Annotated in this window: 19 protein-coding genes, 5 tRNA genes and 1 other RNA gene; 3 read left to right on the top strand and 22 right to left on the bottom strand. The window is 56.1% G+C overall.

What is annotated here, in order from left to right; translation table 11 throughout:
• Positions 1-155 precede the first annotated feature (155 nt).
• Positions 156-1,208 carry a 3-deoxy-7-phosphoheptulonate synthase AroG gene (gene aroG / locus G9X48_RS09575; RefSeq protein ID WP_097640667.1) on the bottom strand — a complete coding sequence of 351 codons (1,053 nt, stop codon included), beginning with the start codon at positions 1,206-1,208 and terminating at the stop codon, positions 156-158.
• 324 nt (positions 1,209-1,532) lie between these two features.
• Here aroG and G9X48_RS09580 point away from each other — a divergent pair, with 324 nt between their 5' ends.
• Both G9X48_RS09580 and zitB read left to right on the top strand, forming a co-directional pair.
• Positions 1,533-1,925 carry a protein YbgS gene (locus G9X48_RS09580; protein WP_007865808.1) on the top strand — a complete coding sequence of 131 codons (393 nt, stop codon included), beginning with the start codon at positions 1,533-1,535 and terminating at the stop codon, positions 1,923-1,925.
• 127 nt (positions 1,926-2,052) lie between these two features.
• Positions 2,053-3,015 carry a CDF family zinc transporter ZitB gene (gene zitB / locus G9X48_RS09585; protein ID WP_012125322.1) on the top strand — a complete coding sequence of 321 codons (963 nt, stop codon included), beginning with the start codon at positions 2,053-2,055 and terminating at the stop codon, positions 3,013-3,015.
• On the opposite strand, the gene pnuC is transcribed toward zitB, so the two are convergent.
• From pnuC to mngA, 21 genes are all read right to left on the bottom strand, one after another.
• The gene (pnuC, locus tag G9X48_RS09590; RefSeq protein WP_007888558.1) at positions 3,012-3,731 is read right to left on the bottom strand and encodes a nicotinamide riboside transporter PnuC; all 720 of its coding nucleotides are present in this window, start codon (positions 3,729-3,731) and stop codon (positions 3,012-3,014) included. The two genes, zitB and pnuC, sit on opposite strands and share 4 nt — an antisense overlap.
• A gap of 21 nt (positions 3,732-3,752) precedes the next feature.
• Positions 3,753-4,814 (bottom strand): quinolinate synthase NadA, encoded by a 1,062-nt coding sequence (gene nadA / locus G9X48_RS09595; RefSeq protein ID WP_004386749.1) that lies wholly within the window; start codon positions 4,812-4,814, stop codon positions 3,753-3,755.
• 260 nt (positions 4,815-5,074) lie between these two features.
• Positions 5,075-5,204, bottom strand: a non-coding RNA gene (locus tag G9X48_RS09600) — RtT sRNA.
• A gap of 32 nt (positions 5,205-5,236) precedes the next feature.
• A tRNA-Lys gene (locus G9X48_RS09605) sits at positions 5,237-5,312 on the bottom strand.
• A 96-nt stretch (positions 5,313-5,408) separates the two neighbouring features.
• A tRNA-Lys gene (locus tag G9X48_RS09610) sits at positions 5,409-5,484 on the bottom strand.
• 78 nt (positions 5,485-5,562) lie between these two features.
• Positions 5,563-5,638 (bottom strand) — tRNA-Lys (locus G9X48_RS09615).
• A 3-nt stretch (positions 5,639-5,641) separates the two neighbouring features.
• Positions 5,642-5,717 (bottom strand) — tRNA-Val (locus tag G9X48_RS09620).
• Between the two features lie 107 nt (positions 5,718-5,824).
• Positions 5,825-5,900: transfer RNA gene (locus G9X48_RS09625), tRNA-Lys, on the bottom strand.
• Positions 5,901-6,064: 164 nt separating this feature from the next.
• Positions 6,065-6,862 (bottom strand): cell division protein CpoB, encoded by a 798-nt coding sequence (gene cpoB, locus G9X48_RS09630; protein ID WP_097640666.1) that lies wholly within the window; start codon positions 6,860-6,862, stop codon positions 6,065-6,067.
• Positions 6,863-6,871: 9 nt separating this feature from the next.
• A complete protein-coding gene (gene pal, locus G9X48_RS09635; RefSeq protein ID WP_004386751.1) occupies positions 6,872-7,390 on the bottom strand; it encodes a peptidoglycan-associated lipoprotein Pal in 519 nt (172 codons plus the stop codon).
• A gap of 34 nt (positions 7,391-7,424) precedes the next feature.
• A complete protein-coding gene (tolB, locus tag G9X48_RS09640; RefSeq protein ID WP_004386752.1) occupies positions 7,425-8,717 on the bottom strand; it encodes a Tol-Pal system beta propeller repeat protein TolB in 1,293 nt (430 codons plus the stop codon).
• A 124-nt stretch (positions 8,718-8,841) separates the two neighbouring features.
• On the bottom strand, positions 8,842-10,110 hold the full coding sequence (gene tolA / locus G9X48_RS09645) for a cell envelope integrity protein TolA (RefSeq protein ID WP_032990131.1): 1,269 nt from the start codon (positions 10,108-10,110) through the stop codon (positions 8,842-8,844).
• Between the two features lie 39 nt (positions 10,111-10,149).
• Positions 10,150-10,578, bottom strand: coding sequence for a colicin uptake protein TolR (gene tolR / locus G9X48_RS09650; RefSeq protein WP_004387901.1), 429 nt, complete (start codon positions 10,576-10,578; stop codon positions 10,150-10,152).
• Between the two features lie 3 nt (positions 10,579-10,581).
• Positions 10,582-11,280: a Tol-Pal system protein TolQ gene (gene tolQ / locus G9X48_RS09655; protein WP_004387902.1), complete on the bottom strand. Its 699-nt coding sequence runs from the start codon at positions 11,278-11,280 to the stop codon at positions 10,582-10,584.
• Entirely contained in the window at positions 11,277-11,681 is a 405-nt protein-coding gene (gene ybgC, locus G9X48_RS09660; protein ID WP_004387903.1) for a tol-pal system-associated acyl-CoA thioesterase, read from the bottom strand. The genes tolQ and ybgC overlap by 4 nt, the downstream gene beginning before the upstream one ends.
• A 133-nt stretch (positions 11,682-11,814) precedes the next feature.
• On the bottom strand, positions 11,815-12,108 hold the full coding sequence (ybgE, locus tag G9X48_RS09665) for a cyd operon protein YbgE (protein WP_004387904.1): 294 nt from the start codon (positions 12,106-12,108) through the stop codon (positions 11,815-11,817).
• Positions 12,108-12,221 carry a cytochrome bd-I oxidase subunit CydX gene (gene cydX, locus G9X48_RS09670; RefSeq protein ID WP_004387905.1) on the bottom strand — a complete coding sequence of 38 codons (114 nt, stop codon included), beginning with the start codon at positions 12,219-12,221 and terminating at the stop codon, positions 12,108-12,110. Before cydX ends, ybgE begins: the two co-directional genes overlap by 1 nt.
• A 13-nt stretch (positions 12,222-12,234) precedes the next feature.
• Positions 12,235-13,374 carry a cytochrome d ubiquinol oxidase subunit II gene (gene cydB, locus G9X48_RS09675; protein ID WP_007848415.1) on the bottom strand — a complete coding sequence of 380 codons (1,140 nt, stop codon included), beginning with the start codon at positions 13,372-13,374 and terminating at the stop codon, positions 12,235-12,237.
• A gap of 15 nt (positions 13,375-13,389) precedes the next feature.
• Complete coding sequence (gene cydA / locus G9X48_RS09680; protein ID WP_004387907.1) at positions 13,390-14,958, bottom strand: cytochrome ubiquinol oxidase subunit I; 1,569 nt, start codon at positions 14,956-14,958, stop codon at positions 13,390-13,392.
• A 683-nt stretch (positions 14,959-15,641) separates the two neighbouring features.
• Complete coding sequence (gene mngB / locus G9X48_RS09685; protein ID WP_097640665.1) at positions 15,642-18,284, bottom strand: mannosylglycerate hydrolase; 2,643 nt, start codon at positions 18,282-18,284, stop codon at positions 15,642-15,644.
• A 24-nt stretch (positions 18,285-18,308) separates the two neighbouring features.
• Entirely contained in the window at positions 18,309-20,225 is a 1,917-nt protein-coding gene (gene mngA, locus G9X48_RS09690) for a PTS 2-O-a-mannosyl-D-glycerate transporter subunit IIABC (protein WP_097640664.1), read from the bottom strand.
• A 181-nt stretch (positions 20,226-20,406) separates the two neighbouring features.
• Here mngA and G9X48_RS09695 point away from each other — a divergent pair, with 181 nt between their 5' ends.
• Positions 20,407-21,123: a GntR family transcriptional regulator gene (locus tag G9X48_RS09695; protein ID WP_097640663.1), complete on the top strand. Its 717-nt coding sequence runs from the start codon at positions 20,407-20,409 to the stop codon at positions 21,121-21,123.
• The last annotated feature ends 24 nt before the right edge of the window (positions 21,124-21,147 follow it).

A 21,147-nucleotide genomic window follows, 5' to 3' on the forward strand; every position in this document is an offset into this window, starting at 1 on the left:
GGCGTTTCGCGTGGCATGACGGGTGCGCTTTGCTTACCCGTCCTACGGCATAAGGCGTTTCACGTGGCATGGCGGGTGCGCTTTGCTTACCCGCCCTACTACGGTGCGAGAAGTCTGTAGTGTGGGTAAGCGTTAGCGCACCCACCAACACGAATTTATCTGCGACGCGCTTTCACGGCCTCGGCAAGCTGATGCAGGATGGCGTCGGTATCTTCCCAGCCGATGCAGGCGTCGGTCACGCTCTTGCCATACACCAGCGGCTCACCGCTCTCAAGGCTCTGATTGCCTTCCACCAGATGGCTTTCAATCATCACGCCCATGATGGCGCTTTCGCCACCTGCGATTTGCGCGCAGACATCCGCGCCGACCTCCATCTGCTTTTTAAACTGCTTGCTGGAGTTAGCATGGCTGAAATCGATCATCACCTGCGGCTTCAGGCCCGCTTTCTCAAGACCGGTTTTCACCTCAGCGACGTGCGCCGCGCTGTAGTTCGGCGTTTTACCGCCGCGCAGGATGATATGGCAATCGCTGTTCCCACTGGTGTTAACGATTGCCGAGTGGCCCCACTTGGTGACCGACAGGAAACAGTGCGGCGCGCTGGCGGCGTTGATAGCGTCAATCGCCACTTTAATGGTGCCGTCGGTGCCGTTTTTAAAACCAACCGGACAGGAAAGCCCGGACGCCAGCTCGCGATGCACCTGGGATTCGGTGGTACGCGCGCCGATAGCGCCCCAGCTCATTAAATCCGCCAGATACTGCGGCGTAATCATATCCAGGAACTCGCCCGCCGCCGGCAGGCCGGTGTCATTGATATCCAGCAGTAATTTACGCGCAATCTTCAGCCCATCGTTAATCTGAAAACTGTTATCCATGTGCGGATCGTTGATAAGCCCCTTCCAGCCTACCGTGGTGCGCGGCTTCTCAAAATAGACGCGCATAACGATTTCCAGCTCATTCTTTAACGCCTTACGCAGCGGCAGCAGACGCGAGGCATACTCCTTCGCCGCCATCGGGTCGTGAATAGAACAGGGGCCAATCACCACCAGCAGACGATCGTCGTCGCCATGCAAAATCTGATGAATCGCCTGGCGCGCCGCAGAAACCGTCTCGGCAGCCTTTTCAGTAGCGGGAAATTTTTCCAGGAGTGCGACAGGTGGGAGTAACTCATTGATGCCATTAATACGTAAATCGTCGTTCTGATAAGTCATGATGGTTCCAGGAGGCCCTGCAGTTTTGTGGGAAAGCAATCCCCTCAATCTATCTTGTCGCGCCAGTAGTGTAAACACGCATTTACACTTCGCACGGAAAATTCCTGGAAGTTAACTTAAAAACGCCAGAAAGTAGCGTAAAGAGAGATCGAGTCTACACTTTTTAATTGTTAGCACTCTGTTTTATACATTTTACCGAATCACCTGCTGCCTTTGGGCGATGGTGTGGTTTATTCGACCGCAACACACGCGCTGATCAACTTTTTCACAGTGCACTGTTGGAAGAAGTTATCCAGCAATAACGACCAGAACAGGAGCATGACTATGAAACTGAATAAACTGACTTCACTCTTTCTGACCGCCACTCTGACTCTGGCCAGCGGCGCGGCGCTTGCCGCCGATTCCGGCTCATCGACTGGCGGTAGCGACACCGGCTCAGCAAACGCCGCCGCTAACGCAGGCCAGGTAGCGCCGGACGCTAAACAGAATGTCGCTCCGAACGGCGTGGATAACAACAATATCAACACTTCCGGCACTAACTCCGCAAACAGCGGCGTGAATACCGGCACCGGTACCGCGACCGGCACCTCTTCCGGCACCGCGCATAGCACCAGCGGTGAAGCGGGCGCGACCGGCAGCAGCACCTCCGGTACTACCGGCAGCGTACAGTGTACTGGCGATGCCTGCCCGAGCACGTCTGGCAGCACCTCCCAGTAATCGCATTTAAAGCCTGAATACAAAAGGAGAGCTTCGGCTCTCCTTTATTTTTGCTATTGTGGTAGCGCGCGATGGCCGCGCAATTAACTGAAATTGATAATCACAAAAATGTTGAGCGACACACGCTATGGCCCATTCCCATACCCATTCTCATTCACACGAGCCCCACGAGCATTCCCATAACAACTCCAACAGTAAACGCCTGCTGATTGCGTTTCTCATCACTGCCATTTTTATGGTGCTGGAGATTGCAGGCGGCCTGCTTTCCGGCTCGCTGGCGCTGCTCGCCGACGCGGGCCATATGTTTACCGACGCCGCTGCGCTGCTGGTAGCGCTCATGGCGGTGCGATTCGCCCGCCGCAGCCCGAATGCGCGTCACACCTTTGGATTGCTGCGTTTAACCACCCTTGCCGCGTTTGTGAACGCACTGGCGCTGCTGGTGATTACGGTGATTATCGTCTGGGAGGCTATCGCGCGTTTTATTACGCCGGAGCCTGTCGCGGGCGCGCCGATGCTCGGTATCGCCATTGCGGGGCTGGTAGCGAACCTGCTCTCATTCTGGATTTTGCATCGCGGCAGCGATGAGAAAAACATGAACGTGCGCGCGGCAGCGTTGCATGTGCTGGGCGATCTGCTGGGCTCCGTCGGCGCGATTGTGGCGGCGGTGGTTATTCTCTGGACAGGCTGGACGCCAATCGACCCGATTCTTTCCATTCTGGTGTCGTGCCTGGTGCTGCGCAGCGCCTGGCGGCTGCTTCAGGAGAGCATGAATGAATTGCTGGAAGGCGCGCCCCGCGCGGTGGATGTCGATCAACTGCGTCGCAGACTGGTACGTGAAATTCCGGAGGCGCGCGACGTACATCATGTGCACCTGTGGCTGGTAGGGGAAAAACCGGTGATGACGCTGCATGTACAGGTGATCCCGCCGCACGATCATGACGCCCTGATGGCGAGCATTCACGACTATCTGCGACACCACTATCAGATAGCCCATGCGACGGTACAGCTTGAGTATCAGTCATGCAGCGTTAAAGACTGTGATTTAAATGCCGGGGACGCGACACCGCACGCCCACGGCCATTCGCATTAATGAGACAGCGCGCGCGAGCCCCGCTCGTGCGCCGCTTTGATCCACATCCGGCTGCCGTTGAGCGCAATAAACGTCAGGATCAGATACTCCAGCGACATCGCATAAACGCCCTGGCGCGCGAAAATCACCACGCTGATGACGTTAATGATGACCCACAGCAGCCAGTTTTCGACATATTTACGGGTCATCAGGATCATCGCCACTACGGACAGAACCGTCATACAGGAATCCCAGAACGGGAAGGCGTCCGGCTGAAGCTGCGGCATAGCCACGTTAAGCCCAAGTGCCTGCATGACCTGAACCGCGATACGCGTCAGGAACGCAAACACCGGGTCAATCCAGACCGTCATCAGACCAATCGCCACCACGCAGACCGCCAGCCAGCCAAACGCTTTCGGGCGTGGCAGCCAGCGAATATGCAACGCCGCTTGGTTGTCGCTGCTCTGGCGCGACCACGCGTACCAGCCGTAAATATTCGCTACAAAGAAAAAGACCTGTAGCAGCAGACTCGCATAGAGCTGGATCTGGAAGAAAATAATCGCAAACAGCGTGACGTTAATTAAACCGAACACATAGTTAACGATTTTCTCAAGGCTCGCCAGCCAGATGCACAGCAGGCCCGCGAGCGTGCCGATGGCTTCAATCCATGATAATGAGTATCCGCCTTCGCCGAGCGGAATATGTACCAGAATGTTTTGTACGCTAAAAAAATCCATATCTCCCCGAAGCGTAAATTCTTACGCGTTTCCTTTAACCGAAAGACGAAGTGTAGCCGCAAAATCCAGCATGCGGTTAAGCGGCGTTAACGCGGCTTCTCGCAGGCGGGCGTCAACATGAATCTCATGAGCCGTACCGCCATGCTCGAGCGCCTCAGCGATAGCCTGAAGGCCATTCATCGCCATCCACGGACAGTGCGCGCAGCTGCGGCAGGTCGCGCCCTCGCCTGCGGTCGGCGCCTCAAGCAGCGTTTTTTCCGGGCAGGCTTGCTGCATTTTGTAAAAGATGCCGCGATCGGTCGCCACAATCAGCTGCGGATGCGGCAGCGTTTTCGCGGCGTTAATCAACTGACTGGTGGAGCCTACGGCATCAGCCATATCGACAATCGCCTGCGGCGACTCCGGGTGTACCAACACGGCGGCATCCGGATAAAGCGCCTTCATACGCGCCAGCGCCTGCGTCTTAAACTCATCATGCACAATGCAGGCACCCTGCCAGCAGAGCACATCGGCACCCGTCTGTTTCTGAACATAACGCCCCAGATGCCGGTCCGGCGCCCAGATAATTTTCTCGCCGAGACTATCAAGATGCTCAATCAGCTCTACGGCGATGCTGGAGGTCACGACCCAGTCGGCGCGTGCTTTAACCGCCGCCGAGGTATTGGCGTAAACCACGACGGTGCGGTCCGGATGGCTGTCGCAAAACGCAGCGAATTCCTCTTCCGGGCACCCGAGATCCAGCGAGCACTCTGCCTGTAGCGTCGGCATCAGAATGGTTTTTTCAGGGCTTAAGATTTTGGCGGTTTCGCCCATAAAGCGCACGCCAGCGACCAGCAACGTAGTGGCAGGGTGATTCGCGCCGAAACGCGCCATCTCAAGTGAATCAGAAATACAGCCGCCCGTCTCTTCGGCCAGCGCCTGAATTTCCGGGTCGGTGTAGTAGTGCGCCACCATGACCGCGTTGCGCTCCTTAAGGAGACGCTTAATTTTTTCGCGGTAAATGGCTTTCTCATCCGCACTCAGCGGCACGGGCTTTGGCGGGAACGGATAAATTGCGGCTTCGGGATCGAACATTACACTCATTTGCACCATCTCGTTTTTTGCACTTAACTAAAGCCGCTTAACCGAGCCGTTGAAAGCCACCTGGCAGCTTCATTTGTTTTATATGCTAAACAAGATAGCGGATTGCACGGCAAAAGTCACAGGAAAAGGTGGCGTGGGGTGCGCGTGACGCATCATCGGATGGAAGAGATGAGCAAGCGTATGGCGGGAAGCATTTTGCAGTGTGCGGATGAGGTTACGTCTGAAAAGCAAAAAGGCACCTTTAGGGCGCCTTTTTACACTGGTGGGTCGTGCAGGATGACTCGCTTCGCTCGCCCTTCGGGCCGTCGCCGCAAGCGGCTCCGTTGCCTCGCCATAAATGGCTCGGCCCGAACCTGCTGCAGGTTCGAATCTTTCTGGCATACAGATAAGCAAAAAGGCGCCTTTAGGGCGCCTTTTTACACTGGTGGGTCGTGCAGGATTCGAACCTGCGACCAATTGATTAAAAGTCAACTGCTCTACCAACTGAGCTAACGACCCTTTCGGGAACTGCTTCTTTCAGAGGGAGGTAGTGGAAGATGTTTGCTGCTTTGCAGCATTATCCTTCACACCTGTCTTTAACACCCACGCTTTGAATGGTGGGTCGTGCAGGATTCGAACCTGCGACCAATTGATTAAAAGTCAACTGCTCTACCAACTGAGCTAACGACCCATTCGGGTGTTATCTGAAAGATTTACTGCTTTACCAACAAAAGCGTTGGCTGTTCGCGCATGTTTTCACATGAAGCGTTGGTGGGTCGTGCAGGATTCGAACCTGCGACCAATTGATTAAAAGTCAACTGCTCTACCAACTGAGCTAACGACCCGAGTGGTGGGTGATGACGGGATCGAACCGCCGACCCCCTCCTTGTAAGGGAGGTGCTCTCCCAGCTGAGCTAATCACCCGATACTACGCTGGTTTACTGCGTGTGGTCAGTCGTGGAGGGGATAACACTAACGAAGCGTTGCAACGTTGCCTTCACGATATCGCTCATTTAAACCACCTGAGCGAGTGGTGGGTCGTGCAGGATTCGAACCTGCGACCAATTGATTAAAAGTCAACTGCTCTACCAACTGAGCTAACGACCCACATTTTTGCCACCGCGGGTTTGTTTCGTATCCCGTGGCAACGGCGGCATATATTACTGATTTAAGATTCTGACGCAACAAAAATTTCGAGGCAGATCACTTAACTGCTTACGTTTCATGCGGCAAGACCAGAAATAATACGGTATCTGGTCAAGCCGCATGCATTACATCGCATTCAGGCGTTTTTGCGCCTGTTTTGCACCGTCGGTGCCAGGGTATTTGGAGATAACCTGCTGATAAACGGCCTTCGCTTTCGCGGTGTCGCCTTTATCCTGCATGATTACGCCGACCTTATACATCGCATCTGCCGCTTTCGGTGATTTAGGATAGTTCTTCACCACCGAGGCAAAGTAATACGCCGCGTCATCCTTCTTACCTTTGTTGTAATTCAGCTGGCCGAGCCAGTAATGGGCGTTCGGCTGGTAAGTGGAATCCGGGTATTGCTTAATGAAATTGGAAAACGCGGTGATGGCTTCCTCCTGACGGGATTTATCCTGCACCAGCGCGATAGCTGCGTTGTAATCGGTATTGGCATCCCCGCTTTGCGTCGGTGCGCTGGCTGCGGGCGCGGAGGCATTCGCATCCGGTGTGGCTTGCGCCGCGCCGTTTTGCGCCTGATCGCCGCCCTGCGCCGCTGCCGCTCCGCCATTGCCATTAGTCAGACTGTCCATCTGCAGCAAAATCTGCTTTTGACGTTCCACAATCTGGTTAAGCTGATACTGATTTTCCTGAATCTGACCGCGCAGGGAATCAATATCGGACTGGTTATCGGAGAGCTGCTGCTGAAGCTGGGTTAAAAGCTGACTGTGAGCGTTGGAAATACGCTCGAGTTGAACGACACGGTCTTCGACCGAGCCTGAGCCGACATCACTGATTGGCGCCTGGGCATTAGCGGCCCAGGGGGCCGCTACGCCAACCAGTAACGACAGACCCAACAGGTGATGTCTGAAGTTACTGATCATGCAATTCTCTTAGTAAACCAGTACGGCGCGACGGTTTTTGGCATATGCCGCTTCGTCGTGACCCAGTACTGCAGGTTTTTCTTTACCGTAAGAAACGATGGAGATCTGGTCAGCAGAAACGCCTTTACCCTGCAGGTACATCTTAACAGCGTTAGCACGACGCTCGCCCAGGGAGATGTTGTACTCCGGGGTGCCGCGCTCATCCGCGTGACCTTCAACAGTCACTTTGTAAGACGGGTTGCTACGCAGGAAGTTAGCGTGCGCATCCAGCATTGCAGCGAAGTCAGAACGGATGTCGTACTTGTCCAGATCGAAGTAAACGATGTTGTTCTGCTGCAGCTGCTGCATCTGCAGACGCGCCTGCTCTTCAGAAGACATGTTGCCGCCGTTGCCGTTCATACCAGTGCCGGCACCCAGCATGCCTTCGCCGCTCTGGTCATTGCTGGCGTTCTTGTTAGAAGAACACGCTGCGATTGCCATAACAGGCAGAGCGATCATCAGCCCTTTCAGCACTTTATTCAGTTGCATTTCTTTGATTCCTTTAGTAATCAATTAATTATTATTACAGATACGGCGACCAGGCAGGCGATTTTACCTGTCCATCAGTTGCCGGAAGACGCGCTTTGAAACGCCCATCTGTAGAAACCAGGTTCAGCACGGATCCCATCCCCTGAGAAGAGCTGTAGATAACCATAGTGCCGTTAGGTGCCAGACTTGGCGTTTCATCCAGGAACGTTGACGACAGCGTCTGTACGCCACCCGTTGCCAGATCCAGTTTAGCGATGTTCTGAGCGCCGCCATTGGAGCTCACCATCACCATAAATTTACCGTCGGAGCTGATGTCAGCGTCCTGGTTCTGAGAGCCTTCCCAGGTCACACGCTGCGGCGCACCGCCGTTAATGTTCACTTTATACACCTGCGGACGACCAGCCTGGTCAGAGGTATAGGCCAGCGTCTGGCTGTCCGGATACCATGTCGGCTCGGTGTTGTTGCTACGTCCGTCGGTCACCTGACGGATCTGGCCAGAGCCGATATCCATCACGTACAGGTTCAGACTGCCGGTTTTAGAGAGGGCGAAAGCCAGTTTGCTGCCATCTGGGGAGAACGCCGGCGCACCGTTGTGGCGCGGGAACGACGCAACCTGACGCACAGCGCCGTTTGCCAGCGTCTGGATAACCAGCGCAGAACGACCGCTTTCAAAGGTCACGTAAGCGAGTTTGCTGCCATCCGGCGACCATGCCGGAGACATCAGCGGCTGCGGCGAACGGTGTACAACGAACTGGTTGTAACCGTCGTAGTCAGAGACGCGCAGTTCATACGGGAACTGACCGCCGTTGGTCTGAACTACATAAGCGATACGGGTGCGGAAAGCGCCTTTGATGCCGGTCAGCTTCTCAAACACTTCGTCGCTCGCAGTATGGCCGGCATAACGCAGCCACTGCTTGTTCACTTTGTAGGAGTTCTGAGCAAGCACGGTGCCCGGCGCACCGCCGGTATCAACCAGTTGATACGCGACGGTATAGCTGCCGTCGCCGTTCGGCGTCACCTGCCCAACCACGACCGCGTCGATACCAAGCGCAGACCAGGCCGCTGGCTGAACTTCCTGTGCCGTCGCAGGCTGCTGCGGCAGACGAGAGCGATCGAGCGGATTGAATTTACCGCTGTTGCGCAGATCCGCCGCCACGATACCGCCGATATCTTCAGGCGCAGCACCCGGGCCTGCCCACTTGAACGGCACCACCCCAATCGGACGCGCCGAGTCAACCCCCTGGGTTATCTCGATGCGTACTTCTGCGTGCAGCACCGCTGCCCACAGCATCAGAAAACTAAATGCTAAACGTAATGCCTGCTTCATCATATCTCCCTTATCTGGACGTCAAAGCCCACGATAATTTAGCAGAATGTTAACAAACTCAAAGATAGACAACCACATCACACACCGGCTTAAACCGGACAGTGAAGCCCGGTTTTACCGGAAATCACTGCGGTTTGAAAAGCAACGGCGCGTTTTTAAAGACTTCATAAACAGCCTGGCTCGGCGGTTTAGGAATCTTCGCCTGTCGGGCGGCGGAAATGGCTGCCTGGCAAAGCGCAGGATCGCCCCCTTCCGACTGGATATCCAGCAGTAAGCCATCCGGTGCAAGTTTAATACGCAGCGTACAGGTTTTGCCTGAATACGATGACGCATCGTAGAACTTGCTTTCAATGGCCGACTTTATCTGCGAGGCGTAGCCATTGATTTCAGCGCCGCTGGCACCGTTGTTCTTACTATTACCGCTTCCCGCCGGCGCTGCATTACTGCCTTTCGCCCCGCCGCCGGTTTTCGGCGCATTCTTACCTGAGCTGAGATCGCCAAGCAGATCGTCGACGCCTTCCGCCGCGGCCGCTTTCTCTGCAGCGGCTTTCGCAGCTGCGGCTTTCTTCGCCGCCGCTTTTTCGGCGGCCGCTTTCTTATCAGCAGCGGCTTTCTCTGCAGCAGCTTTTTCCGCGGCTGCTTTTTCAGCCGCCGCTTTCTTCTCAGCGGCGGCTTTCTCTGCCGCAGCGGCTTTTTCTGCTGCCGCTTTTTCGGCTGCCGCCTTCTTAGCAGCCTCAGCGGCAGCTTTCTTCTCGGCGTCCTGCTGGGCTTTTTTCGCCGCATCGGCAGCCGCTTTTTTCTCTGCCTCTTCCTGCGCTTTCTTCGCGGCAGCGGCGGCTTTAGCGGCCTCCTCCTGCGCTTTTTTCTGCGCGTCGGCAGCGGCTTTCTTCGCCGCTTCTTCTGCGGCTTTCGCCTGGGCGTCAGCTTTCGCTTTCGCGTCTGCTGCGGCTTTGGCTGCCGCCTCTTCCGCCTGCTTTTGCTGTTCCTGCGCGCGTTTCGCGGCTTCTTCAGCCTGTTTCTGCTGTTCCGCCTGCTGCTGCGCTTTCTCCTGCGCCTCAAGGCGCTCCTGCTCAAGCTTTTTCAGGCGTTCTTGTTCGGCGGCCTGTTTCTCGCGCAGTTCCTCCGCCTGCTGCTGCGCCTGTTTCTCACGCTGCTCGGCGGCTTGTTTAGCGCTTGCCTGCTGTTGCTGCTGGCGGTTGTACTGCTGCACTACCGCACCGGGATCGACCATCACGGCGTCGATAGCCGATCCGCCGCCGCCGCCCGCCGCGTCTTCATTGATATGCTCATCGAACGAACTCCAGATCAGCAGTGCAATGAGCAATACATGCAGCACTACGGAAATGATGATCGCGCGTTTCAGCTTATCGTTTTGTTCGGTTGCCTTTGCCACTCTCGGTTTCCAAAACTTATAGCCCTGTCAGGCGGTGGATCAGATAGGCTGCGTCATCAAGCCGACAGATTTCACGCCAGCCTGATGTAACAGGTTCAGCGCTTTAATAATCTCGTCGTAAGGAACCTCTTTGGCGCCACCGATTAAAAAGACCGTTTTTGGATTTTCCTGCAGGCGACGCTGCGCCTCGGCAACAATTTGCTCAGCAGGCAGTTGATCCATACGATCTTTTTCCACCACCACGCTGTACTGACCCACGCCGGAGACTTCAATAATCACCGGCGGGTTGTCATTGCTGCTGACGGTCTGGGAATCCGTGGCGTCCGGCAAATCCACTTCCACGCTCTGGGTGATGATGGGCGCTGTCGCCATAAAAATCAGCAACAGCACCAGCAGCACGTCCAGCAGCGGGACAATGTTGATTTCAGATTTCAGATCACGACGACCACGTCCACGTGTTCTGGCCATGACTTACCCCTTGTTGCTTTCGGTGCTGGTGCTGGTGAAAGCCTGGCGATGCAGGATAGCCGTGAACTCTTCCATAAAGTTGTCGTAATTCAGCTCCAGCTTGTTCACGCGCTGGTTCAGACGGTTGTAGGCCATTACCGCCGGGATTGCGGCGAACAGACCAATTGCCGTCGCGATAAGCGCTTCCGCGATACCCGGCGCCACCATTTGCAACGTCGCCTGCTTCACCGCGCCCAGCGCGATAAAGGCGTGCATGATCCCCCACACGGTGCCGAACAGACCGATGTACGGGCTGATGGAACCTACGGTGCCGAGGAACGGGATATGTGTTTCGAGGGTTTCAAGCTCGCGATTCATCGAAATACGCATCGCGCGCGACGCCCCTTCGACAATCGCTTCCGGCGCATGGCTGTTAGCGCGATGCAGACGAGCGAACTCTTTAAAACCCGCGTAGAAGATCTGCTCGGAGCCGGAGAGGTTTTCGCGACGCCCCTGGCTCTCCTGATACAGGCGAGAGAGCTCAATGCCCGACCAGAATTTATCTTCAAAGGCTTCCGCTTCACGCGACGCGGCATTGAGGATGCGCGTTCGCTGAATGATGATGGCCCAGGACGCGATTGAAAAACCAATCAAAATCAACATGATAAGTTTGACCAGAAGACTTGCCTTCAGGAACAAATCAAGGATATTCATGTCAGTCACTGCTTGAACTCCGCGACAATAGACTTGGGAAGCGCACGAGGCTTCATTAAGAGTGGATCAACGCAGACAATCAGCACCTCGGCTTCATTGAGGAGCTGGTTTTCCGCGTTAACAATCCGTTGCCTGAACACCATGGAGGTGCCACGCAGCGTTGTAATTTCGGTCTGGACTTCGAGCATATCGTCGAGTCGGGCAGGCGCAAGATATTCAAGCGACATCCTGCGAACCACAAAGGCTACTCGCTCCGCCAGTAAATCTTGCTGACTAAAGTGGTGGTGGCGCAGCATCTCTGTGCGTGCTCTTTCATAAAAGGCGACGTAACTGGCGTGATAAACCACACCACCGGCGTCGGTGTCTTCGTAATAGACACGAACCGGCCATCGAAACAGCGTTGTGCTCACTCTACATCCCGGTAATGCAAATAAACGCTGCTACTATACGCAAGTGAATGTGGGTTGGGAATGGGGAGAAGTAAACGGAGAGTAAATATTTATGGGCTCCTGAAAGCCCATAGAATCACTGATGTTGCCGCGTTCAGGCGAAGAAAAAAATCAACCCGGCCAGCATCACCAGAAAGGCGATCAGCGGACAGAAAATGCCTTGCCAGTGGACAGCGCGCAGACGAAAACCCACGCCGTGAATCACACCCGCGCAGACGGCCCACATCAGGAACAAGCCCTGCCAGATTTCAAGACCGCTGGTCTTCGCCGCGAAGCGCGACGGGTCCCAGAAGATGCAACCCGCGAGCACCAGCGCCATGATTAAGGAAAGAGCCCTTAGCGGGCTCTTATCCATCAGCGCGTAAAGCGCGGTAATGAGGCGTTTCATCACGACTCGACTTTACCGGCTTTGGTCGCTTCGACATGTTCCAGCGCCAGCGCGGTAATGATCCCGAAAGCACAGGCCAGAAGCGTTCCGAGAATCCAGGCGAAATACCACATAGTCAGCTCCTTATTAGTACAGAGAATGCGTGTTGCTTTCGATATGTTCTTTGGTGATACGACCAAACATTTTCCAGTAACACCAGGTGGTGTAGAGCAAAATAATCGGTACGAACACCGCGGCGACATAGGTCATTACGGTCAGCGTCAGCTGGCTTGAGGTCGCGTCCCACATCGTCAGGCTGGCGTTCAGCATAGTGCTGGACGGCATGATGAACGGGAACATCGCGATACCGGCAGTCAGGATAACGCAGGCGAGCGTCAGTGAAGAGAACACAAACGCCCACGCGCCTTTCTCCAGACGCGACGCCAGCACGGTCAGCAGCGGCAGCACGACGCCCAGCGCAGGGATCGCCCACAGAGCCGGCATGTTGTTAAAGTTAGCAAACCAGGCACCCGCCTGACGAACCACTTCTTTATTCATCGGGTTAGAGGCTGCACGCGGATCGATAGCGGATGTCACCACATAACCGTCAATACCGTACATCACCCAGACGCCCGCCAGCACGAAGCAGACCATCATCACCAGGGCTGAGATCTGCGCGGTGGTGCGGGAACGCAGGTGCAGCTCACCGGTGGTACGCATCTGCAGATAAGTCGCGCCCTGCGTCAGGATCATCGCCACGCTCACAACACCTGCCAGCAAGCCAAACGGGTTCAGCAGCTGGAAGAAGTTACCGGTGTAGAACATGCCCTGATATTTATCAAAGTGGAACGGCACGCCCTGCAGAAGGTTACCGAACGCCACGCCAATCACCAGCGGCGGCACGAAGCTACCGGCGAACACGCCCCAGTCCCACATATTACGCCAGCGCATATCTTCAATTTTCGAGCGGTAGTCAAAGCCGACCGGACGGAAGAACAGCGAGGCGAGCACCAGGATCATCGCGACATAAAAACCAGAGAACGCGGCGGCATACACCAGCGGCCAGGCCGCGAACAGCGCGCCGCCTGCGGTAATAAGCCATACCTGGTTGCCGTCCCAGTGCGGCGCGATGGAGTTAATCATCACGCGGCGCTCGGTATCGGTGCGTCCCAGGATGCGGGTCAGCATGCCGACCCCCATATCAAAACCATCGGTAACCGCAAAACCAATCAGCAGAATGCCAACCAGCAGCCACCAGACCAAACGTAGTACTTCATAATCGATCATTTTACGTCTCCTCGCTTAGCGTGCCGGCTGAGAAGCCACAGTGGACTGCTCGAAGTGGTAGCGACCCGTTTTCAGGCTGCTCGGCCCCAGGCGGGCGAATTTGAACATCAGGAACAGTTCTGCCACCAGGAAGAGCGTATACAAGCCGCAGATAAGCACCATCGAGAAGAGGATGTCGCCTGCAGACAGGTTAGAGTGCGCCACCGCGGTCGGCAGGACTTCACCGATAGCCCACGGCTGACGGCCATATTCCGCCACAAACCAGCCCGATTCCACCGCGATCCACGGCAGCGGAATGCCGTAAAACGCCGCGCGCAGGAGCCATTTTTTATCGCCGATACGGTTGCGAATAACCGACCAGAACGACGCGCCGATAATCAGCAGCATCAGGATGCCGCACAGCACCATGATACGGAACGAGAAGTACAGCGGCGCCACGCTCGGAATAGAATCCTGCGTCGCTTTTTGGATCTGCGCTTCGGTCGCTTCAGCCACGTTATCGGTATAACGCTTCAGCAGCAGGCCATAACCGAGGTCTTTCTTCACGCTGTTAAACTCATCGCGAAGCGCCTGGTCGTTCGAGCCGGAACGCAGTTGTTCCAGCAGCGCGTACGCTTTCATCCCGTTACGGATGCGCGCTTCGTGCTGCACCAGCAGATCTTTAAGACCAATCACCGGCGTATCCACAGAGCGGGTGGCGATAATGCCAAGCGCGTAAGGGATTTGAATCGCGAAGCGGTTTTCCTGGGTTTTCTGATCCGGGATACCAAACAGCGTAAACGCGGCCGGTGCCGGCTGGGTTTCCCACTCGGCTTCGATAGCGGCCAGTTTGGTTTTCTGCACGTCGCCCATTTCGTAACCAGATTCGTCACCCAGCACGATAACGGAAAGCACCGCCGCCATGCCGAAGCTCGCCGCGATAGCGAAAGAGCGTTTAGCGAAGGCGAAATCGCGGCCTTTCAGCATGTACCACGCGCTGATACCCAGAATGAACATCGCGCCGGTGCAGTAGCCTGCGGCCACCGTGTGAACGAATTTCACCTGCGCAACCGGGTTCAGCACTAGCTCAGAGAAGCTCACCATCTCCATACGCATGGTTTCGAAGTTGAAATCAGACGCGATCGGGTTCTGCATCCAGCCGTTCGCTACCAGAATCCACAATGCGGAGAGGTTGGAGCCCAGCGCCACCAGCCAGGTAACGGCCATGTGCTGCACTTTGCTCAGGCGATCCCAGCCGAAGAAGAACAGGCCGACGAACGTTGATTCAAGGAAGAATGCCATCAGGCCTTCGATAGCCAGCGGGGCACCGAAGATATCGCCTACATAGTGTGAATAGTAAGACCAGTTAGTCCCGAACTGGAACTCCATGGTCAAGCCGGTCGCCACGCCCAGTGCGAAGTTGATACCAAACAACTTGCCCCAGAACTTGGTCATGTCTTTATAGATTTGTTTACCAGAGAGGACGTAGACCGTTTCCATAATGGCCAGCAGGAACGCCATACCGAGCGTCAGCGGCACAAAAAGGAAGTGGTACATCGCGGTCAAGGCAAACTGTAAGCGCGACAGTTCGACTATATCTAACATCTTGACTCCTTGCTCCTCGCATGAAGACTTCGAGCGTGACACTTTTTAAAGCGCCACAACGCATGCCCCAATACCAATGACATTTGCTCCCGTCAGCCTTGCTTAAATCACTGCGTGTATTTGTGAAAAAGTAATGGCGAAAGGTTACAAATAAGTTAAAAGAATTCCAAATTGATTCGGCGAATATTTTACGCTGCAATCCAGGGATAATAAATAGATTTACCCATCCCTTTATTTGCGTTTTACGACGGCGATCAATTTATACCCAAAACGCCGTGTAAACACCAGATTGATCGACCGCAATTTAGCGCCTTCTCCAGATTTTTTTCAAGCTAAAAACTTTGATTAAAATCAGTTTTTGTACCTATTGTTAATTATGTTTCACCCCGAATGGGTTAAGTGAAAATAATGTTAACGATAAGTATTTTTTTAACGTAGCGCGGGTTATAAAAGCGCTACCAATAATAAACCCACGTTATTTTAGTCAATCCTGACATGAGATATTAATCACACTTCCTTGTTAATATCGGCAGCCAAAAAGAATTCATGAGATCAGGATTGATAATTTTATTTCACAACTTATTTACCATTTCCCCTTTAGCCGCATAAAAACGGCACTGTTTTTTTTGAAAATAAAAAAGCCGCCGCCCGTAAAGTACAGGCGACGGCGTCAAGAAAATGGCTTAAACAGGGCGACAGACTGTGGCGCTGAAGGTCCGGGATTCGCATGGTTTCAGCTCGCCGGTGTGGCCATTCGGGAGAATATTATCCGCACGCGGCGCTTCATCCATACCCGTTTGCTGCCAGGCCTGAAGCGAGGCACTGAACGTGACCTGCGCCTCGCTCGTTGTCACACAGGACGGGTTATAAATGCGCACGATCAGCGCCTCGCGATCTTCTGCTTTTTTCAGCGCGCTGAGTTGTGCACCGCCCGTTGTCATCTGCAGGAGGCTATACCGGCACGGCGTGGTTATTCCGGACGGATTCAGCTTCATCGCATCCCAGGGAATTTTGTTATAGCACTGTACGGGGGTAAGCCAGGTGCGCGCCTGCTGCGCCACGCCTGCCGTGAGCGCATCGCCCTGATACGGCCACAGGCTCAGCCGGCAAGAAAACTCGCCGCGCATTTGCGAATCCGGCGTCGGCAGATGAATGCCGGAAGGACGGCCAGGACGGAGCGCCAAATCGGCTTTGCCGAGCGCACTGACGCCACGCAAAAGCGTCAATGCAAAGGTGTCGTGCCGCTCGCCGACAATCTCCACCTCGCGCAACCCTTCGGTAAAAAGCGCTATCCCCTGCCCCTGCTGTTCGAGCGCGGCGTAGTTCAGGAAATTCCATACCGGCACCGGCGCTTCTTCCCACCCCTCTTCTTCCCAGCGCGTCATCGCCTCGTCCATAACCGGGCGATACAGGCTGCCGAAGGGAATGTCGGTAAGCACCTGCTCGCAGGCGAACGGTGTCGGGATAAGCAGCCGCACGCGGTGGTCATCCGCCTGGTTGTTCAGCGTCACCGCTACATCAATCCGCGGGCTGTCATGCGAAAGCGTGATACGCAACTGTGCGTCAAGCCGCCCGTCACACTTACGGGCAGCGCGCGCCGCCAGATTTACCGGCACGGGCATGGACAGATTGATAATGGCGTGGCTTTGCCAGGCTTCGTGGATGATTTGGTGTGTCGCCGCCTGTGCGCCGGAACGCAGCACCCACTCCTCGCGGGCAGGTGAATAGTCATACTCGTCGCCATCATCAGAACTCTCTTCCAGCTCAAACACCCGGTCATAGGTCAGGCCGCGCTGCTTATCTTCAAGCTGCACGGTGCCGCTGGCATTAACGCTAATCCGCCAGAAACGGTTTTCGAGCAGCGAAGCTTTTTGCAGCGGCGACTGGCACAGCAGCCCCGCCACGCCAGGCTCAAGACGTAGCCGGGTATAGCCCATCGCGGGCAGCGGCTGGCAGAGCTGAATGTCATACTCCATAAACGGCTCATCGTGGCCGTAATGCACCAGCTGCCGGTCCACCAGGCCCGGATCGAGCGCGCGAGCCGCGCGGATGAAATACGCCACCGGCTCGCCCCGATCGTCCCACAGAGCAAAGCGCTGGCCGCGCAACCGCACGGTGGTGTTAACCACCTCATGACGCGGGTGCGGCATCATATTAAACAGCGTCAGTGTGTCGCCGTCACAGGCAGGCATGCTGTCAGCGATTTTGCGCATATAAAACGTCAGCAGGTTATCCGCCATATCCTGGGCGAGGCTAAAGCGGCTCATGATTTCGCGGTGTACCACGTCGCTGCAGCAGCAGCCGATGCTGTCGTGCGCGTGGTTTTTTAAAATCTCCTTCCACATCTTTTCAAACAGCCCGTGATGGTACTCAAACCCGAGCGACCAGGCGATAGCGGCGAGCGGCTCCAGCAGATTGATGATACTGTTTTCGATGCGCGCATGGGCGATTTTAATGTCCATTCGCGTGGAGCCAATGGTGCGATGAACGCGCATCGTCTTACCATCAATGAACTCGCCTTTCAGCGTCGGCAGGCGATCGCGCATGGCGTCGATATGCTCAAACACCGTTTCGAACCGGCTCATCACAAATTCGCGCTGCGGGTAGATTTTCCGTAGTTTTTCCATCACCGCGAAAATGTTCTGCTGAAGCGGCATCTGGTCATGGCCGTTCGGCAGCAGGATTTCTTTCGTCAGCGAGGCCCTTTCCAGTACCGCAAAGCACGGGTCGAGCCGCTTACGCAGCGCCGTTTCATCCTCGGGTAAGTACTTACCAATGGCATAGCCCAGCGGCAGCACCTGCGTCGTTACTACGCTGCCATCCGCACTCTGCCAGAGAAATTCCGTTTTATCGCTGCCGTGACGAGGCGAGCAGCCGCGCCAGAACATGGCGCGCGTAATGCCGAACTGGTTATAAATATGCGGCAACTGGCCGGACATGCCGAACGAATCGGGCAGATAGCCGATTTTCATCGGCTCGCCGAACGGGCGGCAGTCGCGCAATCCGTAAAGGAGATTGCGGGCAATCGACTCCCCCGCGACGATTGTCGTATCGGTCTGGGTATACCAGGGGCCGATAATCAACTTGCCCGCAGCGACCAGCGCGCGGACGCGTTCACGGTACTGCGGCTTCACGGCGAAATAATCCTCCAGCACTGCCGTCTGGCCGTCGAGCACGTAAAAGAGATAGTCCGCGTCCTGTTCGAGGCGCGTCAGGATCTCTTCCATGTTGTTGACCAGCAAAATCCGTGAGGCTTCCGTGGTGAAATACCATTCGCGGTCCCAGTGCATGTGGGGCGTGATATGGACTCGTGATACAGCGTTCATAAGGTCATCCTTGAAAGTGAATGCTTACGGCAACGTGCCGTCGGGGAGATAGCGGCCTGCCTTAACGGCATGGCGACGCCAGAGGATTAAAACGAGTGTCGAGATGGCGCTGCCGATAAGCGCCGCGCCAAACCAGCCAGCAGCGGCTATAAACCGTCCCAGCCCGCCGTCGCTGAGCAAAAACAGCGAGAAAATTCCCGCGCCCGGCGTGGCAAGCCCGATGTGCAGGCTACCGACGATGGCCCCCGTCACCATAGAGCCCGTGACAAACGCGCCAATCACCCGCAGCGGATCTTCAATCGCCATCGGGATAGCGCCTTCGGTAATGCCCGCCAGGCCCAGCAGCCAGGTGGATTTGCCGAGATCTTTTTCAAAGGTTTTAAAGAGGCCAGGTGCCAGCAGCGTGGACGCCGTTACGGTAAAAGCAGACACCATCTTCACCGAAGCAAACATGGCGTAAGGGGCGAGCACGCCGTTTGCCATCGCGCCGAGGCAAAACGCATAGGCGGCTTTGTTCACCGGGCCGCCCAAATCGAATGAGCACATAAAGCCGATGACGGCGCCCAGCAGCAGCGCGTTAGAGCCGGAAAGGCCGTTCAGCCAGGCGGTCAGCGTATTGTTAATCCAGGCGACCGGCTCGCCGATGACAAACAGCATCAGGCTGCCTGTCGCGAGCGTGCCGACCACCGGATAAACGTAAAATGTCAGAAAACCGTTAAACCGGCTGTTCAGGCGCAGATACGTTTTAATCAGTTGCATCAGTCCGCCTGCCAGCAGCCCGCCTGCCACCGCGCCGATAAACCCGGCGCCAATCATGTTAGCGGCAAGCCCGGCGGCAAACCCCGGCGCCAGCGCGGGTTTATCGGCAAGGGAAAACGCGGTGAAGGCCGCCAGCACCGGCAACATCAGCGTGCCGAGCAAACCGCCACCGAGTTTACGCCACAGCCACAGCCAGGAGTTTTCGTGCTCAAACAACGCCTGAAGATCGAAAAGCTGCGCCAGCAGCACCGCGACCGCGAGCACCGTGCCGCCTGCGACAATCAGCGGCACCGCAAACGAAATGCCATTCAGCAATGCCTGCTTAACCGCGGTTTTCCACTGCGTACCGATGCCCGCCGCCGCAGGAGGTTGCGGGTTACCGGATGATTGCTGCGCCAGCGCCTGACGCAGCAGGCTTTCCGCCTGTTTAATGGGGGCCGCCACCGGCACGCTGAGCACCGCCCGCCCGGCGAAACGCTCCGCGTCTTTCACGGCAACATCGGCGGCGAAAATCACGCCCTGCGCCGTGGCGATTTGTGCCGCCGTCAGCCGCCCTTCAATGCCATTCGCGCCCTGCTTTTCAGTATATACGGTGATGCCGAGCCGCCGCCCTGCACGCTCCAGATACTCCGCCGCCATATAAGTGTGCGCGATCCCCGCCGGGCACGCCGTCACGCAGACGACCACCGGCTGGTCTGCATCCTCAACGGCAACCGGAGGCGGCAGCGGACGCGCTTCGAGAATGGCGAGCAACGCCTCCGCTGAAGGCGCGTTTATGGCCGCCTCGCGCACCGCATCGTCCACCAGCAGCGTGGTGAGTTCCGTCAGCAGTTGAATATGCGTGGTGCCCGCTTGCGCCGCGGGGACAGCCAGCAGAAAAATGAGCCGTACCGGTTCATCGCCCTCCACACCCTGCCAGGCGACGGGTTCGCGCAGCGTCGCCACGGCAAACGCGGCCTCCCTGACCGCCGCGCATTTCCCGTGCGGCACCGCCAGCCCTTCGCCGAGCGCCGTCGGCCCCAGCGCTTCGCGCTGCATAACCTCGTTTACAAACGCGGTGTGGTCATGCAGCTTGCCCTGCGCCGCCAGCAGACCGGCGAGTGCGACGATCGCCTCATCGCGCGTGGTAAACGGCGCCTGGATCTGGATAAGCCCCGGATCCGTTAATGCCCTGAGATTCATCATTACCTCCATGGAATGACGCCAGCTTTCGCCAGCAAGGCTTCCGATCCTGCCAGCAATAACCACACCTTTATGGGATCATTTTCATATTACCGATAATTTGTATTTAATTTGTTTTATTTACAGATAATACATTACGGGCATAATCAGAAAATACCAGGACGACGAAACAGGAGACGCTGTGGCCGCCAAACCCAAATATCGCCAGATAGCCGATACCCTGCGCGAGCAAATCAGCGCAGGCATGCTGAAACCCGGCGACGCGCTGCCGACGGAATCGGCGCTGCAGGCACAGTTTGGCGTCAGCCGCGTGACGGTGCGCCAGGCACTGAAACAGCTCATCAGCGAGCAGATTGTGGAGAGCGTTCAGGGCAGCGGCACCTATGTGAAAGAAGAGCGCGTGCGCTATGACATCTACCAGCTCACCGGCTTTCAGGAAAAGCTGACGGACAGACAAGCAGAGACCCGCAGCGAAGTGCTGCTGTTTGAGGTGATCCGCCCCGATGAGACGCTGGCGACGCGGCTTCAGCTCACCACCGCCGATAAAGTGTGGCACGTGAAACGGGTGCGCTTTATCAAGCAAAAGCCGGTGATTCTGGAGGAGACGTGGATGCCGGTGCGGCTTTTTACCGATCTCACCTGGGAGGTGATGGAGCAGTCGAAATATCACTACATCGAGCAGGTGAAAAAGCTCGTTATTGACCGCAGCGAACAGGAGATCCTGCCGGTCATGCCCGATGCCGAAGTGGTGCAGGCGCTTGGCATCGACCCGGCGCAGCCCACGCTTGAGAAGCGCTCACGGGGTTACCTGCGCGACGGCCAGGTATTTGAATACAGCCGTAACGTCTTTAAAAGCGACGACTACCAGTTCACGCTGGTGGCGCGCCGCCGGCAATAAAAAAGGCTACCCTTACGAGTAGCC

The organism is Cronobacter sp. HA18006 (assembly GCF_011605445.1).
GTDB lineage: Bacteria > Pseudomonadota > Gammaproteobacteria > Enterobacterales > Enterobacteriaceae > Cronobacter > Cronobacter sakazakii.